Source organism: Chroococcidiopsis sp. TS-821 (assembly GCF_002939305.1).
GTDB lineage: Bacteria > Cyanobacteriota > Cyanobacteriia > Cyanobacteriales > Chroococcidiopsidaceae > Chroogloeocystis.
In genome coordinates this window covers 53,541-67,479 of the sequence record NZ_MVDI01000008.1, presented here as the reverse complement: position 1 = coordinate 67,479, position 13,939 = coordinate 53,541, and the positions used below count along the sequence as shown (strand labels likewise).

The 13,939-nt window shown below is 43.8% G+C and carries 8 protein-coding genes; 5 read left to right on the top strand and 3 right to left on the bottom strand.

Going from position 1 to position 13,939, the window contains the following annotated elements; all coding sequences use genetic code 11:
* Window positions 1-14: 14 nt before the first annotated feature.
* Window positions 15-2,711, top strand: coding sequence for a cyanophycin synthetase (cphA, locus tag B1A85_RS18045; protein WP_104548130.1), 2,697 nt, complete (start codon window positions 15-17; stop codon window positions 2,709-2,711).
* Window positions 2,712-3,069: 358 nt separating this feature from the next.
* On the opposite strand, the gene tatA is transcribed toward cphA, so the two are convergent.
* Window positions 3,070-3,246, bottom strand: a complete 177-nt coding sequence (gene tatA / locus B1A85_RS18040; RefSeq protein WP_104548129.1) for a twin-arginine translocase TatA/TatE family subunit — start codon at window positions 3,244-3,246, stop codon at window positions 3,070-3,072.
* Window positions 3,247-3,313: 67 nt separating this feature from the next.
* Window positions 3,314-4,699: a serine/threonine-protein kinase gene (locus B1A85_RS18035; protein ID WP_104548128.1), complete on the bottom strand. Its 1,386-nt coding sequence runs from the start codon at window positions 4,697-4,699 to the stop codon at window positions 3,314-3,316.
* Between the two features lie 72 nt (window positions 4,700-4,771).
* Here B1A85_RS18035 and cbiT point away from each other — a divergent pair, with 72 nt between their 5' ends.
* Entirely contained in the window at window positions 4,772-5,374 is a 603-nt protein-coding gene (cbiT, locus tag B1A85_RS18030; protein WP_104548127.1) for a precorrin-6Y C5,15-methyltransferase subunit CbiT, read from the top strand.
* A gap of 70 nt (window positions 5,375-5,444) precedes the next feature.
* Window positions 5,445-6,314: a phosphatidate cytidylyltransferase gene (locus tag B1A85_RS18025; protein WP_104548126.1), complete on the top strand. Its 870-nt coding sequence runs from the start codon at window positions 5,445-5,447 to the stop codon at window positions 6,312-6,314.
* Window positions 6,315-6,411: 97 nt separating this feature from the next.
* Here B1A85_RS18025 and B1A85_RS18020 read toward each other — a convergent pair whose 3' ends face one another.
* Window positions 6,412-9,228 carry an S-layer family protein gene (locus tag B1A85_RS18020; protein ID WP_104548222.1) on the bottom strand — a complete coding sequence of 939 codons (2,817 nt, stop codon included), beginning with the start codon at window positions 9,226-9,228 and terminating at the stop codon, window positions 6,412-6,414.
* Between the two features lie 386 nt (window positions 9,229-9,614).
* On the opposite strand from B1A85_RS18020, the gene B1A85_RS18015 reads away from it, so the two are divergent.
* Entirely contained in the window at window positions 9,615-10,292 is a 678-nt protein-coding gene (locus B1A85_RS18015; RefSeq protein WP_104548125.1) for a glutathione S-transferase family protein, read from the top strand.
* Between the two features lie 69 nt (window positions 10,293-10,361).
* Window positions 10,362-13,901, top strand: a complete 3,540-nt coding sequence (locus B1A85_RS18010) for an NB-ARC domain-containing protein (RefSeq protein WP_104548124.1) — start codon at window positions 10,362-10,364, stop codon at window positions 13,899-13,901.
* The last annotated feature ends 38 nt before the right edge of the window (window positions 13,902-13,939 follow it).

Below are 13,939 nucleotides of genomic sequence, written 5' to 3'. Positions count from 1 at the left end.
ATTCAAGAGCGCACATGAGAATCCTCAAAATCCAGACTTTACGCGGTCCTAACTACTGGAGTATTCGACGACACAAACTCATCGTCATGCGACTAGATCTAGAAGATTTAGCAGAAAAGCCTTCAAACGAAATACCAGGTTTCTACGAAGGATTAGTCGCAACGCTACCAAGTCTGGAATCACATATGTGTTCGCCTGGCTGTCATGGTGGTTTTTTAATGCGCGTGCGTGAAGGCACGCTGATGGGGCATATCGTCGAACACGTCGCCCTAGAACTACAAGAACTTGCCGGAATGCCTGTAGGTTTTGGCAGAACGCGGGAAACGTCAACTCCTGGTATTTATCAAGTTGTTTTTGAGTACCAAGAAGAACAAGCGGGACGTTATGCAGCCAGAGCCGCAGTACGACTGTGCCAAAGTATTGTAGACAAGGGATACTATCTTCGCCAAGAGCTTGAGCAAGACCTCGAAGACCTTAAAGAATTGCAGCGCGATGCCGCCCTAGGACCTAGTACCGAGGCAATCGTCCAAGAAGCCCAAGCGCGAGGAATTCCTTGGATGTCTTTGGGAACGCGCTTTTTAATTCAACTCGGCTATGGCGTTCATCAAAAACGCATCCAAGCAACGATGACAGCCCGCACTGGAATTTTGGGCGTAGAACTTGCTTGTGACAAAGAAGGCACAAAACGCATTCTTGCTAATGCTGGCGTACCAGTTCCGCGAGGCACGGTGATTAGCTATTTTGATGAACTCGAAGCAGCTATTGAAGATGTCGGCGGGTATCCGATCGTCATCAAACCTCTCGACGGCAATCACGGGCGCGGTATTACGATTGATATTCGCAATTGGGAAGAAGCCGAAGTCGCTTACGATGCAGCTAGAGACGTTTCGCGTTCGGTGATTGTTGAGCGGTATTACGCTGGTCGCGACCATCGCGTGTTAGTTGTGGATGGCAAAGTTGTCGCAGTAGCCGAACGCGTCCCGGCACATGTTGTTGGCGATGGTGTAAGTACGATAGAAGAACTAATTGACCAAACAAATCGCGACCCGAATCGCGGCGAAGGACACGATAACGTTTTGACTCGCATCGAACTCGATCGCACGAGTTACCAGCTGCTAGAAAGACAAGGCTATACGCTCGATACTGTCCTACCTCAAAATGAAATTTGCTATCTGCGCGCGACAGCAAACTTAAGTACAGGTGGAATTGCCGTAGACCGTACAGATGACATTCATCCCGAAAACGTTTGGCTAGCGCAGCGTGTTGCCCAAATTATTGGTTTAGATATTGCTGGAATTGATATTGTTACTCCAGATATCACGCGTCCTTTACGCGAAGTCGATGGCGTGGTTGTTGAAGTAAACGCGGCTCCTGGATTTAGAATGCACGTTAGTCCCAGTCGGGGTATTCCGCGTAATGTTGCAGGTGCAGTGCTGGATATGCTCTTTCCCCCGGAAAAACCCAGCCGCATTCCAATTTTAGCAGTGACAGGAACGAACGGCAAAACAACAACCACGCGATTACTCGCGCACATTTTTAAACAGACTGGTCAAACAATTGGTTATACAACAACTGACGGTACCTACATTGGCGACTATCTAGTCGAGCCTGGCGATAATACAGGTCCCCAAAGCGCTCAACTGATACTACAAGACCCGACTGTAGAAGTTGCGGTGTTAGAGTCGGCGCGCGGCGGAATTTTACGCTCTGGGTTAGCGTTTGATGCGAGTAATGTCGGTGTCGTGTTGAATGTAGCGGCGGATCACCTAGGTATAGGCGATATTGATACAATCGACCAAATGGCACACCTCAAAAGTGTCGTCGCCGAAGCAGTATTACCGAATGGTTACGCAGTACTCAATGCGGACGATCCGCGCGTTGCTGCCATGCGCGATCGCGTCAAATCTCAAGTAGCATTCTTTACAATGAACCCTGAGAACGAAATCGTCAAGCAGCATACGCAAAAAGGCGGTTTGGCAGCAGTTTATGAAAATGGCTACTTGTCAATCCTCAAAGGCGATTGGACACTACGCATCGAACAAGCGGTGAATGTTCCTCTGACAATGGCAGGTAAAGCACCGTTTATGATTGCGAATGCGTTAGCCGCAAGTCTAGCTGCATTTGTGCAAGGAGTCTCGATCGAGCAAATTCGCGCCGGGTTGAATACATTTAAAGCCTCGGTCAATCAAACGCCAGGGCGAATGAATTTATTTAATTTGGGTCGCTATCACGCGCTAATCGACTACGCGCACAATCCGCACAGCTATGAAGCGCTTGGTGGTTTTATCCGTAATTGGCCTGGCGAGCGAATTGGGGTTGTTGGCGGACCTGGCGATCGCCGTGACGAAGACTTTATTATGCTTGGTAAACTTTCCGCAAGCATCTTCGATCGCATCATTATCAAAGAAGACGATGATAATCGCGGGCGAGCGCGGGGTTCGGCGGCTGAACTCATCCTCAAAGGAATCCTACAAGTCAAGTCTGATTGCCCTTATGAGTTAATTTTGGACGAGACTACGGCAATCAGTAAAGGATTAGATAGCGCTTCTGAAGGTAGTTTAGTTGTGATTTTACCTGAAAGTGTCAACCGTGCGATTAGTTTAATTGAAGCGCGTCGTCCCATCGGCGATGAAGTTCAGCAGGTTAATGAATCTACAGCAACTAGTGACGCGCAAATTAGCGTTCAGTCTTCCGTTGCTAATCAGTTGTGAAAAAAGACCCCTAAATCCTGCACCAGAGGGTAGCGTCAAACTGCCGTAGATTGTGGAACGCTTACAGTTTCAAAATGGTATAGCAGGGGTCAGAGCTAAAAGCTAACCAGGAAGAGGTTGCTGAGCTTTTAGACTGTCCTAACTTTCCCTTCGATTAGCTACATAGCAGTTGAAGGGATACTTGTATCGTTTGACTTTGAAGTGGCTGCCAATAGGCAGCTTCAAGAGCAGGAAAGCAGAGGGGTTTCAGGAGAAATAATTTGTAGTTCTCATTCAGTGAACTGGTATTAGGACGTGATAAAAGTTCAGAATCATCACCTCTTCTAGCTTTTAACCCTGACCTCTGACTCCTACTACATCAAGAATCTTGCCGATCTTGCTCTAAATCCTCATCACGTACGCCTTTCAACTCATCTTTAAAACCGCGTAAGGTTTTACCCAAGGCACTTCCCATCTCTGGAATCTTCTTTGGACCAAAGATTAAGATCGCAGCTAGCGCAATCACACCTACCTCTGCCCATCCTAAACCGAACATACCTACCTCCTGGAGACCTTCCTAACTAACTATAGATAGGAAGCGCGCATTTGTTTGTATCTTACACCTACTCTTTGGTCACTGGTAACTCTAACCATTCGCTGAGTTCGCGTGCCAGCCAATCAATTTCAGGTTCAGTAAGTAAACCATGCGCGCCGAGTTCGTATTTTTGCGTTCCTACCCAGATATTGATTTGTGGCTTAATCTCAACGCGATCGCTCTCACTTTTTTTAAAGATACTGGCAAACTTCGAGGTACGTTCTAACTTTGTAATATGCTTTGCAGCAGCAACACGCGGAGGACGATACTGCCAGCCAAAGATTTCGTCACGCAGCGAAATGTGTTTTCGATCGATTCTCAACCGAACGCGTCGAAATAAGTTGGAGACAATTTGCCACGCCATTCCTGCGCCTGCACCCCAAAAGGGTAGGGAAAACAAAGCAAAAAATATGTTAATAGGGAAAGGTGCGCCAAAAACAGCGAAACCCGTCCACATGACGATAAAGGAATTCCATGCAACGGCAAATAGTGTCAAGCTAACTATTTCTGGGCTAAATCCTCTCGGAGGCAAGATAATTTCTAAAACGTCTGCATTCTTGTGCAGCAATACTTTACTGTTGAATGGTTTCCTAAAAGTTAAAGCTGTATCCTCGAGCGTTGGTTGACGAAGTGCTTGTAAAGCTTGTTGGGCAGACGTAAAGCGACGATCGAGGCTAGGTTCAGTCATGCGTCTCAACCACCGTTTCAAGCCAGCGCTCAGCGTTGTAGCTTGCTCAAATTGAATTCGTCCGTCGCGCTGCGGTAAGTCAGCTGGATGTGTCCCTGTGGCTAATGCGATCAAAGTAGCACCTAGACTGTAGAGATCCGATGCTGGAACCGCGCGATCGCCAAATTGCTCTGGTGGCATATAACCGTACGTACCAACAACTGTCATCGTGCCACTTTCGCGAGCAGCAAGCGTTTGTACAGAGCCAAAATCAACGAGATAAACATCGATACGATTTTCTGAACGTGTCAACAAGATGTTACTTGGCTTAATATCGCGGTGAATAACGGGTGGTTGATGTCCGTGCAGGTAAATCAGAATCTCTAAAAGTTCTGTGGCAATTTGCTTGACATCAGATTCGCTAAATACCGCCCCTGCTTTGAGGTGTTCTTCTAAAGATTTTGCCGGAAGATACGTTTGTACGAGCGCAAATCCTTTAAAATGCGATGCATCAAGCTCAAAATAATCTAAGTAGCGAGGAATTGCCGGATGCGTAACAGTCTTTAAAATTTCTGCTTCGCGCTGAAACAGCTTCAAATCATCCCATTCAAAATCACTACTAAATGACAGTAACTTTACAACAACAAACTCTTGAGTTGTCAAATCACGTGCCAATAACGTCCGGCGCCCAGATTTTTTTGCCAGTTGTTGGTGTACTTCGTAGCGATTTCCTAATATCTGATTCATGAATGCTGTTTTGAGCTTCTACCAGCTTTTATAGCTTTGGACTATCGGCAACTGCAATGGTATCTTTTTCCTATGCCTTCTCAATTATGGCCTTATCTTACTCCTGGAATTCCTGATGAGTTATTTGAACGCTTACCAGGAATTCCCCTGAGCCAACGCGATATTCGGTTATTACTTATAGCGCAGCTACGGATTCAACCTGATACCGTTTTGTGGGATATTGGTGCAGGAACCGGCACAATTCCTGTCGAAGTCGGGTTGTTGTGTCCTCACGGACAAATTGTAGCTGTGGAACGTGATGAAGAAGTTGCCAACTTAATTCGTCGTAACTGCGATCGCTTTGAGGTAAAGAATGTCCAAGTTGTAGAAGGTAGTGCCCCAGAATGTTTATCAAGTTTGCCCAAACCTCCTCATCGCGTATGCATTGAAGGCGGTCGTCCGATTAAAACAATTTTGCAAGAAGTCTGGCGCTACTTGCTACCTCAAGGTAGAGTCGTTGCCACGGCAAGTAATCTAGAAACTCTGTATGCTGTATCTCAGAGCTTTGCCGAATTGCACGCTCGCAATGTCGAAGTCGTACAGTCCGCTGTTAACCGTTTGGAGACGCGGGGTTTTTCCCAAACTTTTGCCGCTGTCGATCCTATTTTTATTCTGAGTGGTGAAAAGTTAGACTAAAGCCAATTCTTTCAAGGTTATTGCATAAAACGTGAGAAAATTCCTCACCCTTCACCTCTCCTTCTAATCTATGCCCTGGTCTCGGATTTTTAGTGGAATCATTGCGATCGCGATCGCCCTCACCGGCAGTATTTTGGGAGGGTGGTATTTTACGATGATGTTTGCTGTTATTGTCTATCTAGGTCAGTTGGAATACTTTCAACTTGTCCGCGCGAAGGGAATTGCACCGGCTGCAAAAACAACTTTAGCCGTTAGTCAGGCTTTACTCGTTATTGCTACAGTTTCATCGACACTAGCAGATGCTGTTATGCCTGTAGCCGGAACATTTATTTGTTTTTATCTATTATTTCAACCAAAACTCGCGACTATTGCTGATATTTCCACATCAATTTTAGGTTTATTTTATGGAGGTTATTTACCAAGCTACTGGGTAAGAATCCGCGCGATCGGTAATGACGCGGTGAGTAACTTACCTTTTTCTGGTTATCTACCCGACAATTGGATAGATTTTCAAGCTTTTCCCCCAGGGTTAATTTATACGCTGCTTGCTTTTTTCTGTATTTGGGCAGCTGACATTGGCGCTTACACTGTTGGCAGATTATTCGGTCGAACTCGCCTTTCAGATATTAGCCCAAAAAAAACAGTTGAAGGTGCGATTTTTGGCGTTGTTGCGAGTGTTGCTGTCGCCATGGCAGGTGCGTGGTACTTAAATTGGCCTTTTTGGGCATTGACTGGATTGAGTTTAGGGCTACTCATTGGTATTGCTAGTTTACTTGGCGACTTAACCGAGTCAATGATGAAACGCGATGCTGGCGTGAAAGATTCAGGACAACTCATTCCAGGTCATGGCGGTATTTTAGACCGTGCAGATAGTTATGTATTTACTGCCCCATTAGTCTATTACTTTGTCACGCTTGTTTTACCTTTACTAGAACATTAGTTACACCTAATTGAGTAAAAAGTCTCACCTTCATTATTTAAAAGTGAGACTGAAATCGAGAAAATATTAACTAGCAGTATGTTGATCTGCCAAAAATTTACGAAATCGTTTGTAGAATATCTGCATCTACAAGTAAAGTCGCTTCGCCAATAATATAACGATTGTACAAGTTGTTATCTTGAGTTACAGAACCATCAAATAGCCACCCTTGATTTGTAGAGGTAACGCGATCGCCAGTGTTGCCCTTGACAATTAGCTGATTAGATGTATCCGACAAAGCTAATACATCCAAGCGATTGAAATTCAGCGTGTTATTACCAGTTCCTGTAATATCGATAACTTCAATGCCAGAGATCCGGTTATGAGGAATTGCCGTCAAGTCTATATCGTATTGCGAGGTAACTTGTAGCGTATCAATTCCAGTACCGCCATCAATGCGACGCGCCGCAGGTTGAAAACTCAAAACATCATCACCTGCACCCCCAATTAAAACATCTCCGCCTTGAATGCCGTTAATTGTGTCATTGCCGAGTCCGCCAATTAAAGTATCAGCAGAAATTGTGCCAATGATGCGATCGTTACCTGGAGTACCCGCATTATTTACCGTATTGCTAAAATCGCGACCAAATACAACATAGCTTTGTGTCTGCCGAAATGACCCAATAATCAAGTCATCGAAGCCATCGCCATTCAAGTCTCCCGCAGTGCTTGCGACCTTACCTGGAAAATTAAAGTAGATGTCAGTCGTATCAATCGCTTCAAAATTCCCTGTACCATTAAGCGCGAAGCCATTTTTGCCGTTGAGTTGTCCTAAATCAAAACTTGCAGTAAAACTCGCCTTCCCAAATACTACGTAGCTAGTACCTGCATTTGTTCTAGCATCAGGATCGGCACCAAAGGCATGGACAATAATGTCATCATAGCCATCACCGTTGACATCTCCAGCGTTACTTACCGCACCCAAGTAATCACTTTGGTTTAAACCATTAATTGCAAAACCGTTGCTACCACTGAGTTGACTTAAATTGAGGTTTGCACCAAATCCCTGTGTTTTTCCAAACACAATGTAACTTGTACCTGCATTGGTTTTACCATTAGGATCTGCGCCAAAGGCACCAATGATGATGTCATCGATACCATCTCCGTTAATATCTCCGGCGTTACTTACTGAACCCAAGTAGTCAGCAGAATTTAGACCGTTAATCGTAAATCCTTGGCTAGCATTGAGTTGCGCCAAGTTTAAATTGCTAAATCCAGTAGCTTTACCATAAACTATGTAACTGGCACCTGCATTGTATTTTCCACTTGGGTCGGCACGTCTTGCCCCAATGAATAAGTCATCATAGCCATCTCCATTGATATCACCTGCACTGCTGACGGATCTTCCTGCGTAGTCACCGCCATTAATGCCATTAATCGCGAACCCGTTCGTACCATCAAGCGCTGCAACATCGATATTCGGGTTAAAATTTCCTCGACCGAAAACAACGTAGCTTTTACCTGTGCGCTCAGTATTGTAATTGAGAAAATTATTTGCTGGCGCACCCACAATTAGATCGTCAAATCCATCACCGTTGATATCGCCCGCGCTGCTGACAGATCTCCCTAAATAATCTAGCTCATTACCATTAATTGCAAAACCGTTCGTGCCATTGAGTTGTGATACATTAATCTTGCTCGAAAAACCGCTAGCCTTACCGAAGACAACATAACTTGAACCGGCGCGAAATTGACCGTTGGGAGTCGCACCATCTGCACCAATGATGATGTCTGCAAATCCATCACCATTAACATCACCCGCATTACTTACATACGTACCCGCATAATCACCCCCGTCGATGCCGATAATTGCAAAGCCGTTACGACCATTGAGATTAGTAACGTCATTAGCATTAAAGCCCCCAGTACCAAAAACAACATAACTCGCACCATTGTTATATCTATTTCCAGGATTAACAAAAGGTGCGCCGACGATTAAATCTTCAAATCCATCACCGTTAACATCTCCTGCGGTACTGACTGAGTAACCAAAGCCACCATTGGTGAAGGCTCTGTTATTATTGACTCGACTGCCATCAAGAACAAAACCGTTACCGCCATTAAGACGAGAAAGTTCAATCTCATTTTCTATCGACTTGAAGTATCCATCTTGGAGACTCAAGCTTGCTGTATCTCCTTGAATAATGGCAATAAGTTCATCAGGTTCGCCTGCTGGCTTATTAAGATATAGCGCTACACCTTGAGGTAAGCCTGTAGGAACTCCTCCAAGCAAATAGTTATTACGACTACCACTCAGTTTAATCGAGTCTTGGTTACGGTTGAAATCTGTAATTAAAGCATAGTCGCGAGTGCCGATTGATGTTCGATTTCTGTCATCGTAAAATACAGTACTGCCAAAACCCAGATAAAACGTATCTCTGCCTGCACCACCTGTTAGGGTATCAATTTCACCGATACCTACAGCACTTCCATACAAAAAATCATTTCCGGCTTGACCGTTGAGGCGATCGCTTCCCGCAAGTCCTCTTAAAATATTATTTGCGGCATTGCCAATAACTGTATTACTACGGAAATTCCCTGTCCCGTTTGTAGCATTTCCAGTTAGGGTTAAATTTTCTAAGTTAGCTGTTAACGTATAATCAAAACTTGCCCTTACACTATCAATACCGCCATTGGGAGCTTCAACAATCGTATCGTTTGGATTTTCAATAATATAAGTATCGTTGCCTACACCACCGTTGAGGAAGTCATTTCCAAAACCACTATTAAGGGTATCGTTTCCCAGCCCACCTTCTAGTGTGTCGTTGCCTGCTAAGCCCAGTAAAAGATCGTTGCCATTTAACCCGTAGATCGAGTCGTTGAACGCAGTTCCTCTTAAAGTATCGTTGCCTTGTGTGCCTAGTATGTTTGCCATCGTTGTTTCCGACATCAGTAAGTAAAAAGACTGCGTTACTTGCGATCGCTTGCTCAACAATCTCAAGACACAGTAGCGTTTAAATTTTTTTTGAGTCAGCTAATATTTTTTCTTGGACAATTTTAGCTGCTGAAGGTACAAGCCAATACTTAATTTTTGTATATAAATTAATAAATATTTTTAGAATTAAAATTGAATTAAATAGTTAACTTACAACTTTAAAAAACTATAGTGCCTTGTTTTAGAAAGTTTTTTTAATAAATAACTTGCAATTTAAATGCGCATCAATAGGCAAAGCAATCAACAACGTTTCACTTTTGAGCTTTACGTAATCGATAACACACGTTGTGAAGTCAATCAAAAGATAGCACTTTATGTAAAACATTATGTCTTATGCACATCTAGAACTAGTGAGTTATTATCTGTGTCCTTATGTACAACGTGCAGCTATTCTATTGCTCGAAAAAAATATACCCCATCAAAAAACTTATATCGATTTAGCTAACAAGCTAGAGTGGTTTCGTCAAATTTCTCCTTTAGGAAAAGTCCCATTACTCAAAGTTGATACTGAAGTTCTCTTTGAGTCGGCGGTTATTTGTGAGTATTTGGACGAAATTACACCAGGATCGCTTCACCCACTCGATCCACTAGAAAAGGCAAAACATCGCACTTGGATCGAGTTTGGTTCCAATATTCTGGCTGTGATGGCTGGTTTTTTTAATGCACCTAACGAAGAGTCATTTGAACAGAAACGCCAAGAACTGATGGAAAAATTTGCTTGGGTTGAGCGATCGCTCGTAACTCCTTATTTTGCAGGCGAAAGCTTCTCACTTGTTGATGCTATCTACGCTCCAATATTTTCCTACTTTGATGCGTTTGATGCGATCGCTGATTTTGGTATCTTCACAGATACTCCTAAAGTAAGAATTTGGAGACAAGCATTAAAAGAGCGTCCTTCAATTCAGAGTGCTTTTGCAGAAGATTATACGCATCAGTTACTGACATTGCTAAAACAGCGTACTTCGTACCTGTCGATGCTTGTGCTTAGCAACCCAACAGTTTGACTAAAACTCACTAACAAAGATCGCGTTACATAATAGCTATTTTGTCCTAAATCAAGCGGGGAGTGGTGTATGCAAGATTTATTAATGTCTGCTGAAGAAGCTTTAGCGCTGCTAGATACGTTGCTAGCACAACAGAAGCTAAAAGATATCCAAGAACTCGTTTTTCGTTACGCTTGGCAAGGGTGGACTTATCCGCAAATTGCGGCACGCGCCGGGTATGATACAGGTCACATTCGTGATGTTGGCGCTCAATTATGGCAGCAACTAACACAAGTATTTGGCGAACAAGTCACAAAAAACAATCTGCAAGCAGTGTTACGGCGGCGACTACAGCAGAGCGAAAATCACAATGCGATCGCACCTATTCGTAAAACATCCCAGTATTGGGGAGAAGCAATCGATGTTTCGGTATTCTACGGTCGTAGCGATGAATTAGCACTATTACAGCAGTGGGTAACTCAAGATCGCTGTCGGTTAATTGCCATTTTAGGTATGGGTGGTATTGGTAAAACTGCACTCGCAACGAAGCTAGCAACTCAAATTCAAGGTCAATTTGATGTTTTAATTTGGCAATCTTTACGCGATGCACCACCGATTGTAGAAGTTTTGATACAAGTTCTTCAAATTGTTGCGCGACAAGATGCATTACCAGAAACTTATGAAGCGCAAATATCGCTATTAATGCAATACCTACGCGACTTACGATGTTTAATTATCTGGGACAATGTGGATGCAGTGCTAAGTCATGGACACGCTGGACAGTACCGCCAAGGTTATGAAGGGTATGGCGAAGTTATACGGCGCATTGGCGCAGAACTTCACTCAAGTTGTCTGTTGCTGACAAGTCGCGAACAACCAAAAACTGTCACCGTACTCGAAGGAAATCTTTTACCAATTCGCAGTTTGCCTTTAATCGGCTTAAGTACAGCAGAAGTTAGAGAAATCTGTCAAAGTAATGACTGTTTTTGCACCTCAGAAAACGATTGGCAACAGTTACAGACGAGTTACGCGGGAAATCCCCTAGCAATCAAAATTGTTGCGACAACTGTCCGCGATTTATTTGATGGAAGTGTCAGCGAGTTTTTAGTACAGGAAGCGATCGCATTTGGCGATATTAGTGTGCTATTAGATGAGCAGTTTCAACGCTTATCTGAGTTAGAAAAACAAGTCATTTATTGGCTGGCGATTAACCGCGAATGGGTAACTTTAGCAGAACTACGTGAAGATTTTGTTCCGCAAATCTCGCAATCAAAATTGCTTGAAGTTTTACTATCTTTACGACGGCGATCGCTTTTAGAAAAAAACAATGGGTTATTTACTTTACAACCTGTTGTCATGGAGTACGTAACCGAACAGCTAGTCGAGCACAATCGTGCAGAAATTCTGACACAACGACTGAAATTATTCTTATCTCATGCCTTAATTAAAGCCTCTTCTAAAGACTACATTCGCGAAAGTCAAACACGAGTTGTTCTTGCGCCACTTGCAGCGAGACTCATAGCTGATTTAGGTTCTTTTAAGCAAGTGGAACATCAACTCAGCAATATTATTTTACAGTTGCGATCGCCTCCCTTTTCGGTAAGCTATGGTGGTGGTAATGCGATTAATCTCTTACGTTATTTACAAGTCGATCTTTGCGGTTATGATTTTTCGTCTTTGAAAGTTTGGCAAGCGTATCTTGTTGGTGCGAATTTACAGCAAGTGAACTTCGCTGGTGCAGATTTTAATAAATCAGTTTTTACAGGTGTTTTAAATAGTGCTTTATCAGTTGCGTTTAGCCCTGATGGTCAGTTTTTGGCGATGGGTAATGCAGATAGCAAAGTACGAATCTGGCATACGGCTAACTATACAGAATTATTGACTTGTGAAGGACACAAAAGTTGGGTAATTTCAATTGCGTTTAGTCCTGATGGACAAACAATCGCAAGTGCAAGTTTCGACCAAACTGTGCGACTTTGGAATGTAGCTACAGGTGAATGTTTGCACGTACTACAAGGACATACAGGCTGGGCGCACGCAATCGCGTTTCATCCGCAAGGTAATCTTTTAGTAACAGGTAGCTTCGATTGTACGCTCAGAGTTTGGGATGTCTCCACCGGAGAATGCTTACAAATCCTTGAAGGACATACAAATCACGTTACAGATGCAGCTTTTAGTCCAGATGGTTATTTGCTTGCAACTAGCAGTTATGACCAAACCGTAAGATTTTGGCATCTCAAAAGTGGAGAAACGATCCAGGTTTTACACGGACACGCGCATTGGGTGCGATCAATTGTATTTAGCCCCGATGGTCAAGCGATCGCCAGTAGTAGTTGGGATCGCACCATCAAGCTATGGGATGTCAATACAGGTCAATGTCTCAAAACGTTTGCAGGACACAGCGAACCTGCTGCATCAGTTGTTTTTAGTCCCGATGGAGCAATGCTAGCGAGTGGTAGCTACGACTGTACAGTGAAGTTATGGAACGTGGTAACAGGAGAATGCGCGCGAACTTTACAAAAGCACTCTGGTTGGATTTGGTCAGTTGCGTTTCATCCTGACGGTCAAACTTTAGCAAGTTGTAGTTTTGATAGTACCGTCGTTGTGTGGGACGTGCATACAGGGCGATCGCTGCGCACATTGCAAGGCTACAGCGCCAGTATCAAATCGATTGCGTTTAGTCCTGACGGTCAGTTTTTGGCGAGTGCTAGTGACGATACAACAATTAAGTTATGGCATATCCAATCAAGAGAATGCGTTCAATCGCGTTCAGGACACGATAGCTGGGTGTGGAGTGTCAAGTTTAGTCCTGATGGTCATACTTTAGCAAGCAGTAGTAATAACGGTACGATCAAATTGTGGAATACTGCTACAGGTCAACTCCAGCAGATTCTCCAAGGTTTTCCAAGTCGCGCCAATACAGTATTTTCAGCAGTTTTTAGTCCGCTTGGCGATCTTATTGCTAGTTGCGATAATGACCGCACAATAAGATTGTGGGATGTCCCCACAGGAAAATGCTCTCTCTTATCGAACGACTGTCGGGCTTGGGCGATCGCATTTAGCCCTGATGGCAAAATAGCGAGTGGACATGATGACCAAACTGTCAAGCTATGGAATTTAGAAGGCGAGTGTATCGCATCTTTAGCTGGACACACAAGTTTAGTTTTTGGCGTTGCATTTAGTCCTGACGGGGAAATGATTGCGAGTGCAAGTGACGATAAAACTGTCAAGTTATGGAATAAATATGGCAAATGTCTAAACACCTTGCAGGAACACAAAGGTGTCGCTTGGTGCGTTGCATTTAGCCCTAATGGTAAAATTCTAGCGAGTGGTAGTCACGACAAAACGGTGAAATTGTGGGATATCACCACAGGTAATTGTCTCAAAACTTTAAGTGGTCATCTAGGTGAAGTGTGGGCGATCGCGTTTAGTCCTGATGGAAAAATGCTGGCTAGTGGTGGAACAGATCAGACCATTAAACTTTGGGATATTCTCACTGGAGAGTGTATCACAACACTAAGAGCGCCTAGACTTTATGAAAAAATGAACATCACGGGTACAACAGGTTTAACCCCAGCGCAAAAGTTAACATTAAAGGCACTAGGAGCCACAGAAACCGTTTCGCTTTAAAGTTTCGACAAGTAGACAGTACAGGAGCAAAGGAGAAA

Excerpts from the sequence above, each read along its gene's own strand:
- B1A85_RS18015 (WP_104548125.1), top strand. The coding sequence starts at position 9,615 with ATGTCTTATGCACATCTAGAACTAGTGAGTTATTATCTGTGTCCTTAT.
- B1A85_RS18020 (WP_104548222.1), bottom strand. The coding sequence starts at position 9,228 with ATGGCAAACATACTAGGCACACAAGGCAACGATACTTTAAGAGGAACT.
- B1A85_RS18025 (WP_104548126.1), top strand. The coding sequence starts at position 5,445 with ATGCCCTGGTCTCGGATTTTTAGTGGAATCATTGCGATCGCGATCGCC.
- cphA (WP_104548130.1), top strand. The coding sequence starts at position 15 with ATGAGAATCCTCAAAATCCAGACTTTACGCGGTCCTAACTACTGGAGT.
- B1A85_RS18035 (WP_104548128.1), bottom strand. The coding sequence starts at position 4,699 with ATGAATCAGATATTAGGAAATCGCTACGAAGTACACCAACAACTGGCA.
- B1A85_RS18010 (WP_104548124.1), top strand. The coding sequence starts at position 10,362 with ATGCAAGATTTATTAATGTCTGCTGAAGAAGCTTTAGCGCTGCTAGAT.
- tatA (WP_104548129.1), bottom strand. The coding sequence starts at position 3,246 with ATGTTCGGTTTAGGATGGGCAGAGGTAGGTGTGATTGCGCTAGCTGCG.
- cbiT (WP_104548127.1), top strand. The coding sequence starts at position 4,772 with ATGCCTTCTCAATTATGGCCTTATCTTACTCCTGGAATTCCTGATGAG.